The 17,571-nt window shown below is 62.2% G+C and carries 13 protein-coding genes and 3 pseudogenes; 7 read left to right on the top strand and 9 right to left on the bottom strand.

The window, feature by feature from the left end; genetic code table 11:
- The first annotated feature begins 179 nt into the window (after positions 1-179).
- Positions 180-2,213: a methionine--tRNA ligase gene (gene metG, locus C2U47_RS21140; protein ID WP_010674729.1), complete on the top strand. Its 2,034-nt coding sequence runs from the start codon at positions 180-182 to the stop codon at positions 2,211-2,213.
- 74 nt (positions 2,214-2,287) lie between these two features.
- On the opposite strand, the gene C2U47_RS21135 is transcribed toward metG, so the two are convergent.
- Both C2U47_RS21135 and C2U47_RS21130 read right to left on the bottom strand, forming a co-directional pair.
- Positions 2,288-3,019 (bottom strand): CHAD domain-containing protein, encoded by a 732-nt coding sequence (locus tag C2U47_RS21135; protein WP_010674728.1) that lies wholly within the window; start codon positions 3,017-3,019, stop codon positions 2,288-2,290.
- A 12-nt stretch (positions 3,020-3,031) separates the two neighbouring features.
- On the bottom strand, positions 3,032-3,304 hold the full coding sequence (locus tag C2U47_RS21130; protein WP_010674727.1) for an acylphosphatase: 273 nt from the start codon (positions 3,302-3,304) through the stop codon (positions 3,032-3,034).
- Between the two features lie 85 nt (positions 3,305-3,389).
- On the opposite strand from C2U47_RS21130, the gene C2U47_RS21125 reads away from it, so the two are divergent.
- Together C2U47_RS21125 and C2U47_RS21120 are read left to right on the top strand one after the other, a co-directional pair.
- Positions 3,390-4,820 carry a methyl-accepting chemotaxis protein gene (locus tag C2U47_RS21125; RefSeq protein ID WP_010674726.1) on the top strand — a complete coding sequence of 477 codons (1,431 nt, stop codon included), beginning with the start codon at positions 3,390-3,392 and terminating at the stop codon, positions 4,818-4,820.
- A gap of 183 nt (positions 4,821-5,003) precedes the next feature.
- Entirely contained in the window at positions 5,004-6,197 is a 1,194-nt protein-coding gene (locus tag C2U47_RS21120; protein WP_010674725.1) for a class I SAM-dependent methyltransferase, read from the top strand.
- 480 nt (positions 6,198-6,677) lie between these two features.
- Here the strand turns inward: C2U47_RS21120 and C2U47_RS21115 are convergent, their stop codons facing one another.
- Positions 6,678-7,322, bottom strand: coding sequence for a glutathione S-transferase family protein (locus tag C2U47_RS21115; protein WP_010674724.1), 645 nt, complete (start codon positions 7,320-7,322; stop codon positions 6,678-6,680).
- 259 nt (positions 7,323-7,581) lie between these two features.
- Here C2U47_RS21115 and C2U47_RS21110 point away from each other — a divergent pair, with 259 nt between their 5' ends.
- From C2U47_RS21110 to C2U47_RS21095, 4 genes are all read left to right on the top strand, one after another.
- Positions 7,582-8,766 (top strand): acyltransferase family protein, encoded by a 1,185-nt coding sequence (locus tag C2U47_RS21110; RefSeq protein ID WP_103261884.1) that lies wholly within the window; start codon positions 7,582-7,584, stop codon positions 8,764-8,766.
- A gap of 348 nt (positions 8,767-9,114) precedes the next feature.
- Complete coding sequence (selD, locus tag C2U47_RS21105; protein WP_010674722.1) at positions 9,115-10,152, top strand: selenide, water dikinase SelD; 1,038 nt, start codon at positions 9,115-9,117, stop codon at positions 10,150-10,152.
- Complete coding sequence (gene mnmH / locus C2U47_RS21100) at positions 10,149-11,279, top strand: tRNA 2-selenouridine(34) synthase MnmH (RefSeq protein WP_010674721.1); 1,131 nt, start codon at positions 10,149-10,151, stop codon at positions 11,277-11,279. Before selD ends, mnmH begins: the two co-directional genes overlap by 4 nt.
- On the top strand, positions 11,273-11,917 hold the full coding sequence (locus tag C2U47_RS21095; RefSeq protein ID WP_010674720.1) for an MBL fold metallo-hydrolase: 645 nt from the start codon (positions 11,273-11,275) through the stop codon (positions 11,915-11,917). Before mnmH ends, C2U47_RS21095 begins: the two co-directional genes overlap by 7 nt.
- Here C2U47_RS21095 and C2U47_RS23675 read toward each other — a convergent pair.
- From C2U47_RS23675 to C2U47_RS21075, 6 genes and pseudogenes are all read right to left on the bottom strand, one after another.
- Positions 11,893-12,440 (bottom strand): annotated as a pseudogene (locus C2U47_RS23675) (HD-GYP domain-containing protein). The gene C2U47_RS21095 and the pseudogene C2U47_RS23675 sit on opposite strands and share 25 nt — an antisense overlap.
- 186 nt (positions 12,441-12,626) lie before the next feature.
- Positions 12,627-12,908, bottom strand: a pseudogene (locus tag C2U47_RS23670) (response regulator); the annotation flags it as partial.
- Positions 12,905-13,303, bottom strand: a complete 399-nt coding sequence (locus C2U47_RS23815; protein ID WP_010674719.1) for a hypothetical protein — start codon at positions 13,301-13,303, stop codon at positions 12,905-12,907. The pseudogene C2U47_RS23670 and the gene C2U47_RS23815, both read right to left, overlap by 4 nt.
- Positions 13,252-16,074 carry a hybrid sensor histidine kinase/response regulator gene (locus C2U47_RS21085; protein ID WP_010674718.1) on the bottom strand — a complete coding sequence of 941 codons (2,823 nt, stop codon included), beginning with the start codon at positions 16,072-16,074 and terminating at the stop codon, positions 13,252-13,254. Before C2U47_RS21085 ends, C2U47_RS23815 begins: the two co-directional genes overlap by 52 nt.
- Positions 16,075-16,278: 204 nt before the next feature.
- Positions 16,279-16,566 carry a 50S ribosomal protein L25 gene (gene rplY, locus C2U47_RS21080; protein ID WP_010674717.1) on the bottom strand — a complete coding sequence of 96 codons (288 nt, stop codon included), beginning with the start codon at positions 16,564-16,566 and terminating at the stop codon, positions 16,279-16,281.
- A 163-nt stretch (positions 16,567-16,729) separates the two neighbouring features.
- Positions 16,730-17,562 (bottom strand): annotated as a pseudogene (locus C2U47_RS21075) (hypothetical protein).
- Positions 17,563-17,571: the final 9 nt, after the last annotated feature.

The raw sequence follows: 17,571 nt of genomic DNA, 5'->3' as shown, positions 1-17,571 counted from the left end.
CCCATTATGTTGTCGTTATGCTGAGGTGAACGGTTACCGCACATAAATCAGTGGCTTGCCGACGTCATCGTGATGCCGCCAGTCAGGGCACCGGGGGCCACAACCCTAGGCAGGCCGCCTCCAATTCGGGTAACATGCACGGCACTGTATCATCCCAACAGGCACATAAAGAACGTATTATGGCAACTGATCCTCGTAGAATGCTGGTAACCTGCGCCCTCCCCTATGCCAACGGCTCCATCCATCTCGGCCACATGCTGGAACACATCCAGGCCGATATCTGGGTTCGTTATCAGCGAATGCGTGGCCATCAGGTGCATTTCGTCTGTGCCGACGATGCCCACGGCACGCCCATCATGCTCAAGGCGCAGCAGATGGGGATCTCGCCGGAAGAGATGATTGCCGCCGTCTCCCAGGAGCACCAGGGGGATTTTGCCGGTTTCAACATCAGCTTCGACAACTACCACTCCACCCACAGCGACGAGAACCGCGAGCTGGCGGGCGTGATCTATGGCCGCCTCAAAGAGTCCGGCAAAATCAAGATCCGCACCATCTCCCAACTGTTCGATCCGGAAAAATCCATGTTCCTCCCGGATCGCTTCGTCAAGGGCACCTGCCCCAAGTGCAAGTCCCCCGATCAGTACGGTGACAACTGCGACAGTTGCGGCGCGACCTACAGCCCGACCGAGCTGATTGATCCGAAATCCGCCGTCTCCGGTGCGACCCCGGTGATGAAGGACTCCGAGCACTACTTCTTCGACCTGCCCCAGTTCGAAGCCTGGCTCGCCGACTGGGTGCGCGGCTCCGGCGCCATCCAGGAAGAGATGGCCAACAAGATGCAAGAGTGGTTCGAAAGCGGCCTGCAGCAGTGGGACATCACCCGTGACGCCCCCTACTTCGGCTTCGAAATTCCCGGCGCCCCCGGCAAATACTTCTATGTCTGGCTGGACGCCCCCATCGGCTACATGGCGTCGTTCAAGAACCTGTGCAACAAGCGCGGCGACATCGACTTCGACAGCTACTGGAAAGCGGACTCCGACGCCGAGCTCTATCACTTCATCGGCAAGGACATCGCCTACTTCCACTGCCTGTTCTGGCCGGCCATGCTGGAAGGCGCGAACTTCCGCAAGCCGACCAAGGTCAACGTGCACGGCTATGTGACCGTCAACGGCGCCAAGATGTCCAAGTCCAAGGGCACCTTCATCAAGGCGTCCACCTATCTCAAGCACCTGGATCCGGAGTGCCTGCGTTACTACTACGCCGCCAAGCTCAACAGCCGCATCGACGATCTGGACTTGAACCTCGAAGACTTCGTCTCCCGCGTCAACGCCGACGTGGTCAACAAGCTGGTCAACCTGGCCTCTCGCAACGCCGGCTTTATCGCCAAGCGTTTTGACGGCAAGCTGGCCGCCACCTGCGCCGAGCCCGCACTCTACGCCGAGTTTGCCAACGCCAGCGCCAGCATCGCCGAAGCCTATGAAGCGCGCGAATTCAGTCGCGCCATCCGCGAGATCATGGCACTGGCCGACAAGGCCAACCGCTATGTGGACGACAAGGCTCCCTGGGTCATCGCCAAGCAGGAAGGGGCGGATGCCGAACTGCAAGCCGTCTGCTCCGTCGGCATCAACCTGTTCCGCGTGCTGATGGCCTACTTGAAGCCCGTCATGCCGCAACTGGCCGAGCGCGCCGAAGCCTTCCTCGGCGAGACCCTGACCTGGGACGGCATCGCCGCCCCTCTGGTCGACCACGGCGTCGCCCCCTTCAAGGCGCTCTTCTCCCGCATCGAGTCCGCCAAGGTGGATGCCATGGTGGAAGCGTCCAAGGAAGATCTCGCCAAGGAGCAGAGCAAGAAGCCGGCAGGCCCCCTGGTGGACGATCCCATCAGCGAGACCATCACCTACGACGACTTTGCCAAGATTGACCTGCGGGTGGCGCTGATCAAGAAAGCCGAAGCGGTGCCGGAAGCCGAGAAGCTGCTGAAGTTGCAACTGGATATCGGCGGCGAAACCCGTCAGGTCTTTGCCGGTATCAAGTCCGCCTACAACCCGGAAGATCTGGAAGGCAAGCTGACCGTGATGGTGGCCAACCTGGCCCCGCGCAAGATGCGCTTTGGCATGTCCGAAGGCATGGTGCTGGCGGCAGGTCCGGGCGGCAAGGATCTCTGGATCCTCGAGCCCCAGGAAGGTGCCCAGCCGGGCATGCGCGTGAAGTAATACGCCCCTTCCCGGACAGTCCCAATGAAAAGAGAGGCCAATGGCCTCTCTTTTTTTACCTTGTGGGGTGCTTACTACCCGCTCTGCAGCAATGCCATGCGAAGGGCGACCAGCTCCGCCTGATGGCAATCCAGTTGCAGTAGTTGGCAGCGGATCTCTGTTTTCAGGGCTCGCCGTTGCTGGCCTCGCCCCGTTTCGCCCCCAAGGCGTCTGAGCCATTGGCGCCTGTCCTGCAATTGCCCAAGCCGCTCCTGCCAGCTCACCAGCATGGACAACCAGGCCGGATCCCCTCCCCCCTGTGCCGTCAGCAGCTCCATCCCGTAGCGCGCCTGTTTCAGCACCAGACGCAGCCGGTGCCAGCACCGAAGTTTCGCCTTGGTGCCCATAGGAAGGGAGGTGGTCTTCGCCAGTGCATCCGACAGTGACAGCGCCAGATGCAGCCGAAACAGCGGCAAGAGATCGACATCGACGGGTACCTCTTCCAGTCGGGCCAGCCAACGGGCCAGCGGGCCGGTCAACAGGGGGACCCGTGGCAAGCGGTTCTGCCGAAGCGAACCACCATGATGCTGCGCATAGACCTGGGCATCGCGCAGGGCGGAGAGCGTGCCGACGGCACGGGTCAATCGCCGCTCCAGCTCGGGCTCATGAATGAGGGGTCGCCACAGGGCGAGCAGCGCCAGCAGGCGGCGGGCCGCTATCCGGTAGGCATGCACCTCTTCCATCCCCTTGTTCTGGCGCAGTGCCAGGGTCGCCCCCCGATATTGCCCAACGAGCCGGTTGGCCTGCGCAATCCCGCTCTCCCCCATGACCCCTCCCGGCTAGTTGGTATGAAAACCGGTTCCGGTGGGTGGCAACGCCTGGGTGCACTCCATTCGGGTGACGGTGGCGGTTCGGGGCCCGTGCTCAAGCCAGCCCAGCATCATCTGTACCTTCTGTTCGGGACCGGCAATCAGGATCTCCACCGAGCCATCTTCCAGGTTGTAGGCATGCCCCCGCAGCCCCAGTTGCAGCGCCCGCTCCCGGGTGAAGTAGCGAAACCCCACCCCCTGAACCTGACCCCACACCCGCACGACAAACGATTGCTCTCCCATTTATCACACCTTTCCCTTAAGTAATTTTTCCCCGGGGCGATAATGAGCGCGACACTCTCTTCCCCTTGCAGGACGCAATACCATTATGAAAGAAGTAAAGTTTCGGTGGGTTGACCGTTATCTCATTCACCTCACGATCAGCGAGAAATTTCTCATCACCTTCTGGTGCCCCCTGGTGTTCATCGCCTTCCTCACCTGGTATCTGCTGGCCGACGGCCATGATCAGGCGATGCAGCTCAGAGTGGATCAGCTAAAAGGGCGGGTCGAGACCACGGCCCAGCTGGTGAGCCAGCAGCCGACCCTTACCCTGCCCGCGGATCTCGTACTCACGCCTGGCGCCGCCACCGGCCTTAGCCAGCAGGGAGACATCTATCGCTATGGCGCCAGCGCAGGTCAGGCGGGCGTCGTCTCCGGCACCCTGGATACGAGTCACTACGCCCTCTGGGATGGTCAGGGCACCACGCTCACCATCATCGCGGTGCTGGCCGCCCTGCTGGCCCTCATCACCCACTATCTGATGACCTTTGTCTCGGGGGCGCTCTACTCCACCAACAAGGCATTGCAGACGGTGGCGAACGGCGATCTCACCTTCCGGCTCAATTTCTTCCCGGTGCGGGATGAGTTCTCCATTCTGGCGGGCAGCATCGACACCTTCACCGACCGCCAGCACAAGATAGTGCAACTGGTGGAAGAGTCCGCCGATGCCCTTACCCTGGCCGCCGACGAATTTCGCGAGCATGCCAGCGACGGCGAGCAGCTTGCCCGTGCCCAGCGCCAGCACATGGACTCCCTGGCCGCCGCCATGGAGCAGATGTCCGCCGCCATCCGGGAAGTAGCCCGCAACGCCAACGACACCCTGCTGCAAACCCGCCAGTCCAGCGACGAGGCGACTCACGGGGCACAACGGGTGGCACGTACCATCACCGCCATCCGCACCCTGGCAGACGAGATTGGCAATGCCTCGGGCGCGGTCGAGCGGCTGACTCACAACGCCAATCGCATCAACGAAGTGGTCAACGTCATCAACGCCATCTCCCAGCAAACCAACCTGCTGGCCCTCAACGCCGCCATCGAGGCCGCCCGGGCTGGTGAACAGGGACGCGGCTTTGCGGTGGTGGCCGACGAGGTGCGCACCCTCGCCAGCCGCACCCAGCAGGCCACGGTGGAGATCCAGCAGATGATCGAGGAGCTCCAGGCCGGGACCGGGGCGCTGAACGACATCATGGAGAAGACGGTGGGGCGCGCGGCCGACAGCCAGCAGCTCATCACCGAGGTGGGCATGGACATCGAGCGGCTCAGCAACCACAGCGATGCGGTCCTGGAGATGAGCACCCAGATCGCCACCTCCAGCGAAGAGCAGAGTTCGGTGGCAGAAGAGATCACCCGCAACCTCGACAAGGTGCGCCACGAGGCGAGCCGGGTGGAGGAGTCCGCCAGCGCGGCGGTCGCCGGCACCACCGGCCTCAAGGGAACCGCCAGCGAACTCGGTCAGGCGCTCACCGGCCTGCGGATCTGACCCCTCCGGCAGGCCATCGTCCAGATGGCCTGCCATGTCTGGGCCAGTTGCTTGGGACGCGCGAAACAGCCCGTTCGACCCTGACCGCGTGTGGATGCACGGATCCCGGTAGACGCGGCTTGCGTGCCTACCCTCACAGCCCCTACTATATGCCCCCTTCTTTTCTACCATCGGCAACTACCCATGAGCGCTTCCATCTATCTCGTCAAAGGCCGCGAAAAATCCCTGCTGCGTCGCCACCCCTGGATCTTCTCCAAGGGCATTGAGCGGGTGCAGGGCAACCCCGTTGACGGCGATACCGTCGAGATCTTCACCCATGACGGCAAATGGCTCGCCCGTGGCGCCTGGTCCGGCAGCTCCCAGATCCGTGCCCGGGTCTGGACCTTCGACAAGGATGAGAGCGTCGATCTCGACTTCTTCATCCGTCGCCTCAAATATGCGCAGGAGTCCCGTGACGGGCTCATCAAGCGTCAGGGCCTCACCGGCTATCGCCTCTGCGCCGCCGAATCCGACGGTCTGCCGGGCCTCACCATCGACCGCTACGCCGACTTCCTGGTGTGCCAGATCCTCTCCGCCGGTGCCGAGTACCAGCGCGAGCTGATCACGCAAGCCCTGCGTACCCTCTACCCCGAGTGCAGCATCTATGAGCGCTCCGACGTGGCCGTGCGCAAGAAGGAAGGGCTGAAGGAGCGCACCGGCGTCATCCATGGCGAGACCCCGACCGACCCCGTGGTCATCGAGGAGAATGGCGGCGTCAAGATCCTGGTCGATATTCGCAACGGTCACAAGACGGGTTTCTATCTGGATCAGCGGGATAACCGCCTTGCCGCAGCGAAATACACTGAAGGCAAGCGGGTGCTCAACTGCTTCTGCTACACCGGCGGTTTCGGGGTCTATGCCCTCCAGGGCGGTGCCAAGGAGGTAGTCAACGTCGATCTCTCCCAGAATGCGCTGGACATCGCCCGCCAGAACGCCGAACTGAACGGTCTCGATACCAGCAACGCCCAGTTCGTGCGTCACGACGTCTTCAAGCTCTTGCGCGAATATCGCGAGAAGGGCGAGAAGTTCGATGTCATCGTGCTGGACCCGCCCAAGTTTGCCGAGAGCAAGGCCCAGCTGCTGGGCGCCTGCCGCGGCTACAAGGACATCAACATGCTGGCGTTCCAACTGCTGGCGCCGGGTGGCGTGCTCTTGACCTACTCCTGCTCCGGCCTGATGGAGCAGAGCCTGTTCCAGAAGATAGTGGCCGATGCGGCCCTCGATGCCGGCCGTGATGCCCAGATCCTGGAGCTCCTCTCCCAGGCATCCGATCACCCCATCGGCACCGCCTATCCGGAAGGCTTCTACCTCAAGGGACTGGTGGTGCGCGCCCGCTAAGCCGAGCAGACCAGCGCAGCCCCCTTGTTCCCGGTGCCAGATCCGGGCCAGGCTGGGTTCTGCTAGTCATCAAAAAGCCCGCGATCAAAGCGGGCTTTTTTTATGCGGCCGCCAAAGAGACAACCTCCCCCCGACTTTGCCACCAACAGCGATTGCTGCCCCCATCCCTCCTCTTCGACTGACGACTGCCATCTTCAATCAAAGGTTGCCGCATCGTTAACCCGATTCTCATCTCTCTTTCACCTCAGGCATGGCATACACAACCCACCAGCAGAGACATGCCCGGCATTTGCTTTATGCAAAAGCATGAAATATTACGCATCAACATTCAAAAATTCTCGGTGAAATATCAGCCATAAACGCATACCCACTCATTTGAATGAATATTGCTGTTTTCCCCTGCAATGGATCACGCCATGCCCCTGTCCGCCTCGCACATTGCCTGGGGCGACAATACTCGCCCACCACAAGTCATCCCGCTCAATCACGCGCTGGCGCGCCCAGCGGGAAGTAGTGTCGAAATGGCCTCGCCTCCTCCACCACCCGCACGATGGAGGGATGATTGAGCAGACGGGCGCGATAGGCACGCAGACGGCCATAGCCAGCCGGGATCTCGTGGGCCCAGTCGGCGTAGAAGAGCGAGGGGGCGGCGGCGCAATCGGCCAGCGTGAAGTCTGCGCCGGCAATCCAGTGGCGTCCTTCCAGTCGCTGATCAAGCCAGGGGTAGATCTGATTGAGCATCTCGCGGGCCTCCACTGCGCCATAGCGGTCGCGATCCGCGACCGGGCGCAGCGCATCCAGCACCACTTTTTGCATCGGTGTCATCACATAGTTGTCGAAGATGCGATCCAGCATATGCACCTCCAGACCCGCATCGCCGGGCGGGATCAGGCTGATGGAACCCGGATGGTGCGCCTGCAGATGGGCGACGATGGTGCTGCTCTCGAGGATGCAGCGACCATCATCCAGCAACACTGGGAAGCGCTTGAGTGGCCAGAGGGCGGCAAGTTCGGCGTTCGCCGCCGGCTCTTCGAGATTCCGATACTCGAACGGGGTGGCATTCTCGTAAAGGGCGATCAGCACTTTCTGGCTGTAGGACGAAAAGGGGTGGGCATAGAGTTTCATGGGGATGTTCCTGACGCTCAGAGGGATGACTTCCCTAGTCTAGATCCCCTCTCTATTTTCGATGCGTCCCTATCCCATGCTGGTCCTGGGATGATAAACGCCCATTCATGACGGCAATCACACTCGTATGACTCTCTTTTAGGTAGGGTGATCCCGCCTGTGGCCGCCAAGCCGGGGCAGCCGACTCATCAGGGTTGATGAGCGGCACCACAACAAAAATTGATGTCAGGCCAAGCTGAACATCATCAAGGATCCCGTCATGAATCAATCATTGCCGCTGTTGACGCCGCTGCGGGGCATCGCTGCCCTGATGGTGGTGCTGTTCCATGCCCGCTTGCTGCTCTTTCCCCAGTGGATGGAGTCGATCGCCGGCCACACCCAACTCATCGAGAACGGCTACCTCTGGGTCGATCTGTTCTTTATTTTGAGCGGGCTGGTGCTGGCCCACGTCTACGGGGAGGCCTTCGCCCGCACGCCCCGCACCATTGGTTATGGCCGCTTCCTCTGGCTGCGGCTCACCCGGGTGTATCCCCTCTACCTGGTGACCCTGCTGCTGCTGGTTGGCTGGGAGCTCTACAAGGCCCACCACGGGATTGGCTTCTACGCCGGCCCCCTGTTCAAGATGTGGGAGTGGGAGGGGATGCCTCCTTTTGGTTCCCCCTTCACCCCCGCCGAGGCGCTGCCAAGCAGCCTGTTGCTGCTGCAGGTGGTGACCGATCACGGATTGACCTGGAACTTCGCCGCCTGGTCGCTCAGCGTGGAGTGGATTAGCTATCTGCTGTTTCCGCTGCTCATTCCGCTCGCCGTCACCCGCAGCCGCTGGAGCAACCTCGCCCCCTTGCTGGCCCTGACGGTACTGGCCTTTATCGTGCACAGCCGGGGTACCCTGGATGTCACCAGCGGAGCGCTGGCCATCGGGCGCGGGGTGAGTGAATTCGTGCTCGGCTTCTGGCTGCTGCCCAAGGTGAAGGCTGCCCGCCAGTGGTCCATGATGCAGCAAGATCTGCCGCTGCTGCTCGCCTTTCTGCTCCCCTTCGCACTGATGCAGTTCACCATGACGCCGCAGCTGACCCTGCTGCTGATCAGCGCCTACGTCTTGCTGATCTGGATTGCCGCTGCCCAGGGTGATCGCCAGAGCCCGCTGCTGCGCCTCCTGGACAACCGCTTCACCAACTGGCTGGGGGATCTCTCCTACTCCATCTACCTGCTCCACGCCTTGGTGTTGCTCACCGGCTGCGAGCTTGTCCACTCTCTGGCGCCGGGACTCACCGCGTGGTGGTACGCCCAGACCAACCCCTTGCTGGGGGTGCTGGCCACCCTGTTGATGCTCGCCGTGCTGATCGGGCTCTCGGCACTGAGCTACACCCTGCTGGAGCGGCCGCTGCAACGGCGACTGCGCCGGCTAGGCAAGGCTCCCCAACCAGTGATGGAGCAAGCTGGCTAGTTTCCGTCGCCACATGCTGCCCCGATGCAAGACCGGCACGCCGTCGGGGCGGCTCAAAGTGGGACTAGCCTGAGCAAGGCGAAGAGTACGGCTCTTTTTGAACCCGACAATCCCCTGCGCTTTGTGTGAATTCCCGTTCGAACCAGAGCGGCCATTTGTGGCATAATGGCCCGTCCTGTGGTCCTTGGCGGGGCTTCGCCGGCGCATCCTTGCCCTCCTCCTGTCCTGCCAGGCAGCCTGACATCACTGTGTTCACAGGCCGCCAGGGCCACCCTATTTTTGCGCGCACATTTGACGGTGCCACAGCAGTTATTGGCACACGCAAGTCTGCCCACACAAGGGGAAAGCATGTCTTCCATTCGTCTGACCCAATACAGCCACGGCGCTGGCTGCGGTTGCAAAATCTCCCCCAAGGTGCTCGACACCATCTTGAAGAGCCAGATCCCGGGCTTTGACGACCCCACCCTGGTGGTCGGCAACAGCAGCAAGGATGACGCCGCCGTGGTCGACATCGGCAACGGCCAGGGCATCGTCACCACCACCGACTTCTTCATGCCCATCGTCGATGACCCCTTCACCTTCGGTCGCATCGCCGCCACCAACGCCATCAGCGACATCTACGCCATGGGCGGCAAGCCCATCGTCGCCATCGCCATCCTCGGCTGGCCCATCAACACGCTGGCGCCGGAAGTGGCCCAGCAGGTGATCGACGGCGGCCGCCAGGTGTGCCACGAGGCGGGTATCTCGCTCGCCGGTGGCCACAGCATCGACGCCCCCGAGCCCATCTTCGGTCTTGCGGTGACCGGTATCGTGCCACTCGACGCCATCAAGCAGAATGACACCGCCCAGGTGGGCGACACCCTCTATCTGACCAAGCCGCTTGGCATCGGCATCCTCACCACAGCTCAGAAGAAGGGCAAGCTCAAGCCCGAGCATGAGCAACTGGCCCCGGATGCCATGTGCACCCTCAACAAGATTGGCCAGCGCTTCGCCGCCCTCCCCGGCGTGCACGCCATGACCGACGTGACCGGTTTTGGACTGGCAGGCCACCTGCTGGAGATGTGCGAAGGTTCCGGCGTCAGTGCCCGTCTGGACTTCAAGGCGCTGCCGCTGCTGGACGAGGTGGATTACTACCTGAGTGAGGGCTGCGTACCGGGCGGTACCCTGCGCAACTTCGACTCCTATGGTGATAAGCTGGGCGCCATGGATGATCGCACCCGCAACATCCTGTGCGACCCGCAGACCAGCGGCGGCCTGCTGGTAGCCGTCGGTAAAGAAAGTGAAGCCGAGCTCCTTGCCATTGCCGCACAGGCAGGGCTGACCCTCTCTCCCATCGGCCAGTTGCAGGCCCGCACCGGCAACCAGTTCATCGAGGTTGTCCAATGAGTGCCCTGCCACTGGCCACGGATTACGCCCGGATCTTTTTGGATGAGGTTCCACTCATCGATCTGCGTGCCCCCGTCGAGTTCAAGGAAGGGGCCTTTCCCACCGCCGTCAGCCTGCCGCTGATGACTGACGAGGAACGTGCCCGGGTCGGTACCTGTTACAAGCAGGAGGGACAGGCCGCAGCCATCACCCTGGGCCATCAACTGGTAGGTGGCGCGGTGCGCGCCGCGCGCATGGAAGGCTGGCTGGCCAGGTTGCGCCAGCAACCCGACGCCCTGCTCTACTGTTTTCGCGGCGGCCTGCGCTCCCAGACAGTGCAGCAGTGGCTGGCCGAGGCCGGCATCACCCGCCCCCGGGTCGCGGGCGGCTACAAGGCGCTGCGCCACTTTCTCATCGACACCCAGGCGAAGGCCAGTGCAGAGTGCGACTGGATCGTGCTGACCGGCATGACCGGCTCCGGCAAGACCCACATGCTGGCGCACATCACCCAGGCGGTGGATCTGGAAGGGCACGCCCGTCACAGGGGGTCGTCGTTTGGCCAACTGCCGGGTGGGCAACCCGGCAACATCGACTTCGAAAATCGGCTTGCCATCGAGCTGCTTCAGCGTCGCAACCGGGGGGAATCACAGTTTGTGCTGGAAGACGAGAGCCGTCTCATCGGTCGCTGCGCCCTGCCACTCAACCTTTATGAGGCCATGTGCCGGGCTCCTCTAGTGGTGGTGGAGGTGCCGCAGGAGGCACGGGCCGAGCAGATCCGCACCGATTACGTGCAGGATCTCTGGCTGCGCTATCTGGAGTTCCATGGGCCAGATGCAGGCTGGCCGCTGTTTGCCGGCTACCTCACCGACGCCATGGCCAGGCTCAAGCGCCGACTCGGTGACAAGGATTATCGCGAACTCGATGGGCTGTTGCAGGCCGCCCTCAGGGAACAGGCCCAGAGCGGGGACACCCGCGCCCATCTGGTCTGGATCAGGCTGCTGCTGACTCGCTACTATGACCCCATGTACCGCTATCAGCTGGACAACAAGCGCGAGCGGATCCTGTTTCGTGGTGACAAGGAGGCCTGCCTCGCCTTCTTCGCCGAACGTTCCCCCCTTCAGACCCCTCAGGAGAGTCCCACATGTTGAAGTTCGAGGTGATCCCGGTCACCCAGTTCGCCCAGAATTGTTCGCTTATCTGGTGTGACGAGACCCGCCAGGCTGCCCTCGTCGATCCCGGCGGCGAGGCGGACAAGCTGCTGGCCGCCATTGCCAAACTGGGGCTGACCCTCACCCATATCCTGCTGACCCACGGCCATCTGGATCACGTGGGCGCTGCCGCCGAGCTGCGCGAGAGAACCGGTATCGCCATTACCGGCCCCCACAAGGAGGATGCTTTCTGGCTCGACATGCTGCCCCAGCAGAGCCAGATGTTCGGCTTTGCCCATACTCCGGCCTTTACACCGGATAGCTGGCTCGAACAGGGTGACAAGGTACAGGTTGGCAAATGCGTGCTGGAGGTCTATTTCTGCCCGGGCCACACTCCGGGCCACATCGTACTGCTCTGCCAGGCAGAACGCCTCGCCTGGGTGGGGGATGTGCTCTTTGCCGGCAGCATAGGCCGCACCGATTTCCCGCGCGGGGATCACGGGACGCTGATCAGGTCGATTACCGAGACCCTGCTGCCGCTCGGGGATGAGATCGTCTTTATTCCGGGCCATGGCCCGAGCTCCACCTTTGGTCACGAACGGGCCAGCAATCCCTATCTGACCCAGCCCATCTGGTAATCCCCCCGCTCCTCGCGGGCATCCCATTGCGCCTTGAGGCGCAAGATCTCCGGCATGATCTCGAGAAAACGGGAGAGCAGCCGGGGATCGAAGTGCTGGCCGGAGCCATCGCGCATGGTAGCCAGCACCCGGTCCAGGGGCCAGGGCTCCTTGTAGGGACGACGCACGCTCAGGGCGTCAAAGACGTCGGCGATGGCCACGATCCGCGACGCCTCGGGGATCCCCTCGCCGGTCTCGCCGGCGGGATAGCCCGAGCCGTCCCATTTCTCGTGGTGGTGCAGGGCAATCTCCGCCGCCATGCGAAAATGGGGGCATCGGATCGCCTCAAGATCTCGTAACCGATACGCGGGTGACTTCGCATGATGATCCACTCCTCCTCGGTGAGGGGGCCAGGCTTCTTGAGGATGTGATCGGGGATACCAATCTTGCCCATGTCGTGCATGGGGGCCGCCAGCTCCAGCAGATCCGACTGCTCCGGGCTCCAGCCAGCCGCATCAGCCAGGGCCCGGGCGTATGCGGCCATGCGCCAGATATGCACCCCGGTGTCGGTGTCGTTGTAGTGGCCCGCCTCGCTCAGCATGACGATGGCAGTGCGATAGCTGCACTCGAGCTGATCGAGGCGCACCAGGGAGAGATGATTGCGCCCCCGGGCACGCACCGTGCTCGGACAGACCGGCTTGTAGATATAATCCACTCCGCCCGCCTCGAACCCCTGGCTCTCGCTGTCTGCGTTGTCGCTCGCGGTGATAAAGAGCACCGGGATCCCGGCATGAGCCGGATCGGCCTTGAGCCGACGGCACACCTCGTAACCATCCATGTCGGGCATGCGCACGTCCAGCAGGATAAGTGCCGGCTCGTGACGCCCCACGGCGGCCAACCCCTCCTCTCCCCCTTTGGCAAAGAAGAGGTTGTACTCCTCCTTGAGGATTTGCCGCAGCAACCCGAGGTTGCTCGGCTCGTCGTCGATGATCAGCACGCGCGGTCGACTCATGGCGCAGGTTCCTCCCGATCCTCCAGATAATCCTCCAGCTTGCGGGTGGCGAACGGGATATCGAACAGCTCCAGGGCTGCACTTATCTCGCTCACCAGCTCGCAAGGCAAGTGACTCCTTGCCTGGCTCAGCGCCGGCTCAATCAGATCCAGCTCCTCGCTCACCAGGGCCTGATGCAGGGCGTGCAGGCAGACCTCCCGCGCCCCCTCCTGGGCCAGCGGGGAGCTGACCGCGCCCGGCTCGCGCCCGGCATAGGTATCAATGGAGTGTTGTGCCCGCTCCAGGGCCTCGAGGAAGGGCGCGATAAGCTGGCTGGTGTCGCCACCCTGCTCGATGGCCTCGTTCAACTCGGCACTGATACGCGCCACATCGGTGAGCGACAGGCTGCCCGCCACCCCCTTGATCTTGTGGGCAGACTCGCGGCCGCATCGGTCTCGTGCTGGGCGATGTAACCCGGCAACACGGTACCGACCGTCATGTAGTCATCGCGAAAACGCCGCAGGTATTTGAGGTAGATAGAGGCTTCACCCCAGTTGCGCAGTCCGGTATCGATATCGATGCCGGCCACCGGCTCGTGGGGGAGTAGTTCGTCGTTCACGGTGAGCGGCAGGACAACGTCCGGCAGATAACGCAGCAAGGTCGCGATGAGCTGCTCCACATCGAGCGGCTTGGCGATGAAGTCGTTCATGCCAGAGGCCAATGCCGCCTCCCGCTGATCCTTGAATACCCCTGCGGTGAGAGCCAGCACGGGAGTCTCCTCCCGCCCCGGCAGCAGGCGCAGGCGACGGGTCGCCTCGTAGCCATCCATCACCGGCATCTGCACATCCATGAGCACCAGATCGATGCGCCGGGCCGGATCTGCCAGGCAGGCCAGGGCTCGCTCCCCGTCGATGGCGGTGATCACCTCGGCCCCCTCCCGTTGCAGCAAGCGGGTCGCCACCTCAAGGTTGATGTCGCTGTCATCCACCAGCAGTATGTGCACGCCCGGCAGGCGCAGACGGCGCTGGCCACTCTCAAGGGGATCCACATGCTCGCGCTTCTCGTGGATGAGACGCGCCACCGCATTGTAAAGACTGGAGCCGGTGACCGGTTTGTGCAGTACCAGATCCACCTGATCCGAACCGGGGCGGTGCATCAGTTCATCCTGGGAATAGGAGGTCGCCATGATGATGATGGGTGAACGCTCCTGCTGCTCGAAGGCGCGGCGAATGGCCAGGCAGGTCTCGAGCCCGTCCATGCCCGGCATGATCCAGTCGAGCAGGATCACGTCGAAACGCTCCCCCTGGCGCAGCAGATGATGCAGCGCCTGCTCACCGGACTCCACCACCCTCGACTGCCATCCGAGGGAACCCACCGTCATCGACAGGGCGTCGCGGGTCACCTGATTGTCGTCGGCGATGAGCAGCGAGATGTGCTGCAGACGCTCGTTCAAGGCCTCGGGCCGCTCTACCTGCTCCAGCCGGACGCGGAACCAGAATTCGCTCCCCTTGCCAAGCTCGCTGGTGACGCCGATGTCCCCCCCCATCAGGTTCACCAGGCGGCGACTGATGGTCAGACCAAGCCCGGTGCCCCCGAAGCGGCGACTGGTGGAGGAGTCTGCCTGGGAGAAGGCATTGAAAATGTTGGCCTGCTGCTCGGGGGGAATGCCGATCCCGGTGTCGCGCACCCGAAACAGCAAGGTGGCCATGCCGTCTTGCTCTGCTTCCAGCACGACCTTGACCTCCACCTCGCCGCGCTCGGTAAACTTGATGGCATTGCCGGTCAGGTTGAGCAACACCTGCTCGAGGCGCAGGGCGTCCCCAATCAGATGGGAAACCGGCTCGGGGGCACTGCTCACCACCAGTTCGAGGTGCTTCTGGCCAACGCAGGTGGACATGATGGCCGCCACGTGATCGAGCACCTCTTCGAGACTGAATGGTACCCGCTCAAGCTCGAGCCGACCCGACTCAATCTTGGAGAAATCAAGGATGTCGTTGATGATCCCGAGCAGTGCCTGCCCGGCCTGGTGGATTTTGCGCACCAGGGCATGCTGACCATCGTCGAGCCCTCCCTGTTCGAGCAGGTAGGTCAGCCCCATGATGGCGTTCATGGGGGTGCGGATCTCGTGGCTCATGTTGGCGATGAAATCACCTTTGACCTGTGCCAACCTGGCCGCTTCCTGCTGGGCCAGTTGCTCCTTGTGCCTGCTGCGCACCAGTGCAGCCACACCAGCACCAAACAACAGCAGCAGCACGGCGCTGGCGGCCAAGATGATCCCCCAGATATGAGTGCGAATGGCCTGCAGCTCGCTGTGCGGCACCAGGGACGCGGCTTTCCAGATCAGCTGATCATGATTCTGTGCCGGGTACAGGGTGGTCCAGCTCCAGAGTCCGTCGGCAGACTCCATCTGGCCGTTTGATGCGTCCCAGAACGCCTGCCAGGCCTGGGGAGAAGTCTGCTTCAGAGTCAGATCCGGGCGCTCGAGCATGAAGCCCCACTCCCGGGATGGGTCCGGGCTGCGCAGCCAGTATCCGTCCTGGTTGAACAACATAATGTGATCGGCTGCCTTGCCGCGGTTGTCGGCAAACTCCTTGAGCATACGGGCAGCCTGAACGTTGATTAGCAGCAGACCAAGATCACGTCCCCCAAGGCGCAGACGCTTGGCAATGCGGATCATGGGGTTGAAGGGGCGATCGATCACCCCGTGTTCAACGTTGAGATCGAGCGGCGAGACGTAGACCCGCTCCCAGGGCAGCGCCATAGCATCGCGAAAGTAGTAACGCTCCCCCTTGTTCTGCAACTGGTCGTCCGTCACACGCCACAGACGCTGGCCCTGGCGATCGATGCGTACCCGCTCCATGCCATCCGGGGCAAGCCAACGCACCTGGGCATAGTCGGGATTGCGGTTCAGCAGGATGGTGAACTGGACGGCCAGGGTGTCACGGTCATTGCGAGCCGCCGCTTCGAGCAGGATGGGTTCTTCCGACATGCTGCGCACATGGCGCAGCGGCACCGCCAGCTCGCCGTCAAGGCGGCCGCTGACAAGCGCCAGGAAGGTGCTCTCATCGCTGCGAACGCGATAGAGCTCGCGCTCGATCAATGCACTGCCCAGCAGATAGCCACCTGCCAGGACCAACAGCAGAATAGGTGAAAACAGCAGGATATATGTCCGTACGATTCCTTTCATAACGGTCAACATCGCCCCGAAAAATGGACTTGCCCGAGTACTTTTTGAACATCAGAGCACCACAACACGTGTCCTGCTGTCAATCATGCCTTCAAGTAAAGACCAATAGTGCTGTTTGAGTATTTTATTTTCCCGGAAAAAATGCTGTAAAAACAAAGAGGCCACCCGATTGGGTGGCCTCTTCACAGGAAAGTTCGTTGTCGATTAGACGCGAACGAAATCCAGGTGAACCAGCTTGTAGCGAACCGGGTGACGCTGGATAGCTTTCACGTTCACTTTGACTTCTTCACCGTTGATGACCAGGGTCAGCTCGGAGGAGTAGAACTCCGGCTTCTCTTGGGCCAGGATCAGCTTCTTGTGGTCCAGGGTAACGGACACGGCTTCTTTGCCTGCACCGTAAACGATGGCAGGAACCAGGTCAGCATGACGCAGGCGGCGGCTCGCACCTTTCCCCAGGTCAGAACGGACTTCAGCTTGGAATACGAAAGACATAGTGATTATCTCTTTTAAGATGAATGTATGGTGTTGACTGCGACCGGTCAGCACCTCGCAAAACGAGCGCGAATACTAGCACGGGTCCGGAGGGGATACAAGGAAAGAACCCGCGTCACTCCTCTTTGGCCAAGAGGCACTCCACCACGCCTCTCGCCATCCCCTAGCGCCCCTGCTCCAGACGAGCAAACTGCTGCTGTCGCTGGGCCGGGCTCAGGGCATCGAATTGCGCCAGAGTCTGCGCTTTCGGGCAATAGAGGCGCTGCCCGGCCTGTACCTGGATCCCTTTGGCCATCCTGTCACGATTTTCCTGCACCAGCGCCAGCAGATAACTGTAAGTATCCGAGCCGCCGGCCTCCTTTGACTGAAGCTGGCTTGCAATGCGCCACAGGGTTTCTCCCGCCGCCACCTGATGACAAACCCGCGATGCCTCCCCTGCCGCCGTGGCGGAAAGAGTCAGGGTCGCCTGCTCAGGGGAAGAATCTGCGGTGGCCATGGGCTGTGCATCTCCCTGTCTTGCCAAGGCCTGGATGGCGACTCCCTGCCCCCCAGCCGTGCGAGCAAGGGCTCCCCCAGAGGCATCCGCGCCTTCTTCTCCCGAGGCAGGGAGAACTCGGCGACAAAGGCGACAGCGCCCTGGACTTCGAACGAGGGGGCCGAGGAGGCGGCTTGCTGTACTGATTGGTGGGGCGCCATGCCATAGGCCATCTCATCGATGCGCTTTAGCCTGGCCAGGTAAGCCTTGGAGAGCTGGGCCTCCCCTTCGAACAGATCGAAGGGGGGCACCAGCCGGGCAGGAAAGAGGATCTGCCAGCGGCCATTCTTCTTTCTCTGTTCAAGAGGGGGAAACTGATTGCCCCGCCAGGCCGCAAAAATGGGCGGCACGGGGCGCTGCACCGGATAGAACTCCGGGTTGAGCTGCACCCAGGTTTGTTCCGCAATGGGTTGATACCCGCTGATGTTGACCAGTGCCACCCCCAACCAGATCCCCAGCATATGACGGCC

This window comes from Aeromonas sp. ASNIH7 (genome assembly GCF_002903485.1).
Taxonomy (GTDB): Bacteria; Pseudomonadota; Gammaproteobacteria; order Enterobacterales; family Aeromonadaceae; genus Aeromonas; species Aeromonas caviae.
This window is presented reverse-complemented; position numbering and strand designations above follow the sequence as displayed.

Bases quoted from the DNA above. Each gene is read 5' to 3' on its own strand.
- C2U47_RS21115 (WP_010674724.1), bottom strand. From the start codon at position 7,322: ATGAAACTCTATGCCCACCCCTTTTCGTCCTACAGCCAGAAAGTGCTG.
- C2U47_RS21085 (WP_010674718.1), bottom strand. From the start codon at position 16,074: ATGAAAGGAATCGTACGGACATATATCCTGCTGTTTTCACCTATTCTG.
- C2U47_RS21120 (WP_010674725.1), top strand. From the start codon at position 5,004: ATGAGCGCTTCCATCTATCTCGTCAAAGGCCGCGAAAAATCCCTGCTG.
- mnmH (WP_010674721.1), top strand. From the start codon at position 10,149: ATGAGTGCCCTGCCACTGGCCACGGATTACGCCCGGATCTTTTTGGAT.
- metG (WP_010674729.1), top strand. From the start codon at position 180: ATGGCAACTGATCCTCGTAGAATGCTGGTAACCTGCGCCCTCCCCTAT.
- C2U47_RS21125 (WP_010674726.1), top strand. From the start codon at position 3,390: ATGAAAGAAGTAAAGTTTCGGTGGGTTGACCGTTATCTCATTCACCTC.
- C2U47_RS21130 (WP_010674727.1), bottom strand. From the start codon at position 3,304: ATGGGAGAGCAATCGTTTGTCGTGCGGGTGTGGGGTCAGGTTCAGGGG.
- C2U47_RS21110 (WP_103261884.1), top strand. From the start codon at position 7,582: ATGAATCAATCATTGCCGCTGTTGACGCCGCTGCGGGGCATCGCTGCC.
- selD (WP_010674722.1), top strand. From the start codon at position 9,115: ATGTCTTCCATTCGTCTGACCCAATACAGCCACGGCGCTGGCTGCGGT.
- rplY (WP_010674717.1), bottom strand. From the start codon at position 16,566: ATGTCTTTCGTATTCCAAGCTGAAGTCCGTTCTGACCTGGGGAAAGGT.
- C2U47_RS21095 (WP_010674720.1), top strand. From the start codon at position 11,273: ATGTTGAAGTTCGAGGTGATCCCGGTCACCCAGTTCGCCCAGAATTGT.
- C2U47_RS21135 (WP_010674728.1), bottom strand. From the start codon at position 3,019: ATGGGGGAGAGCGGGATTGCGCAGGCCAACCGGCTCGTTGGGCAATAT.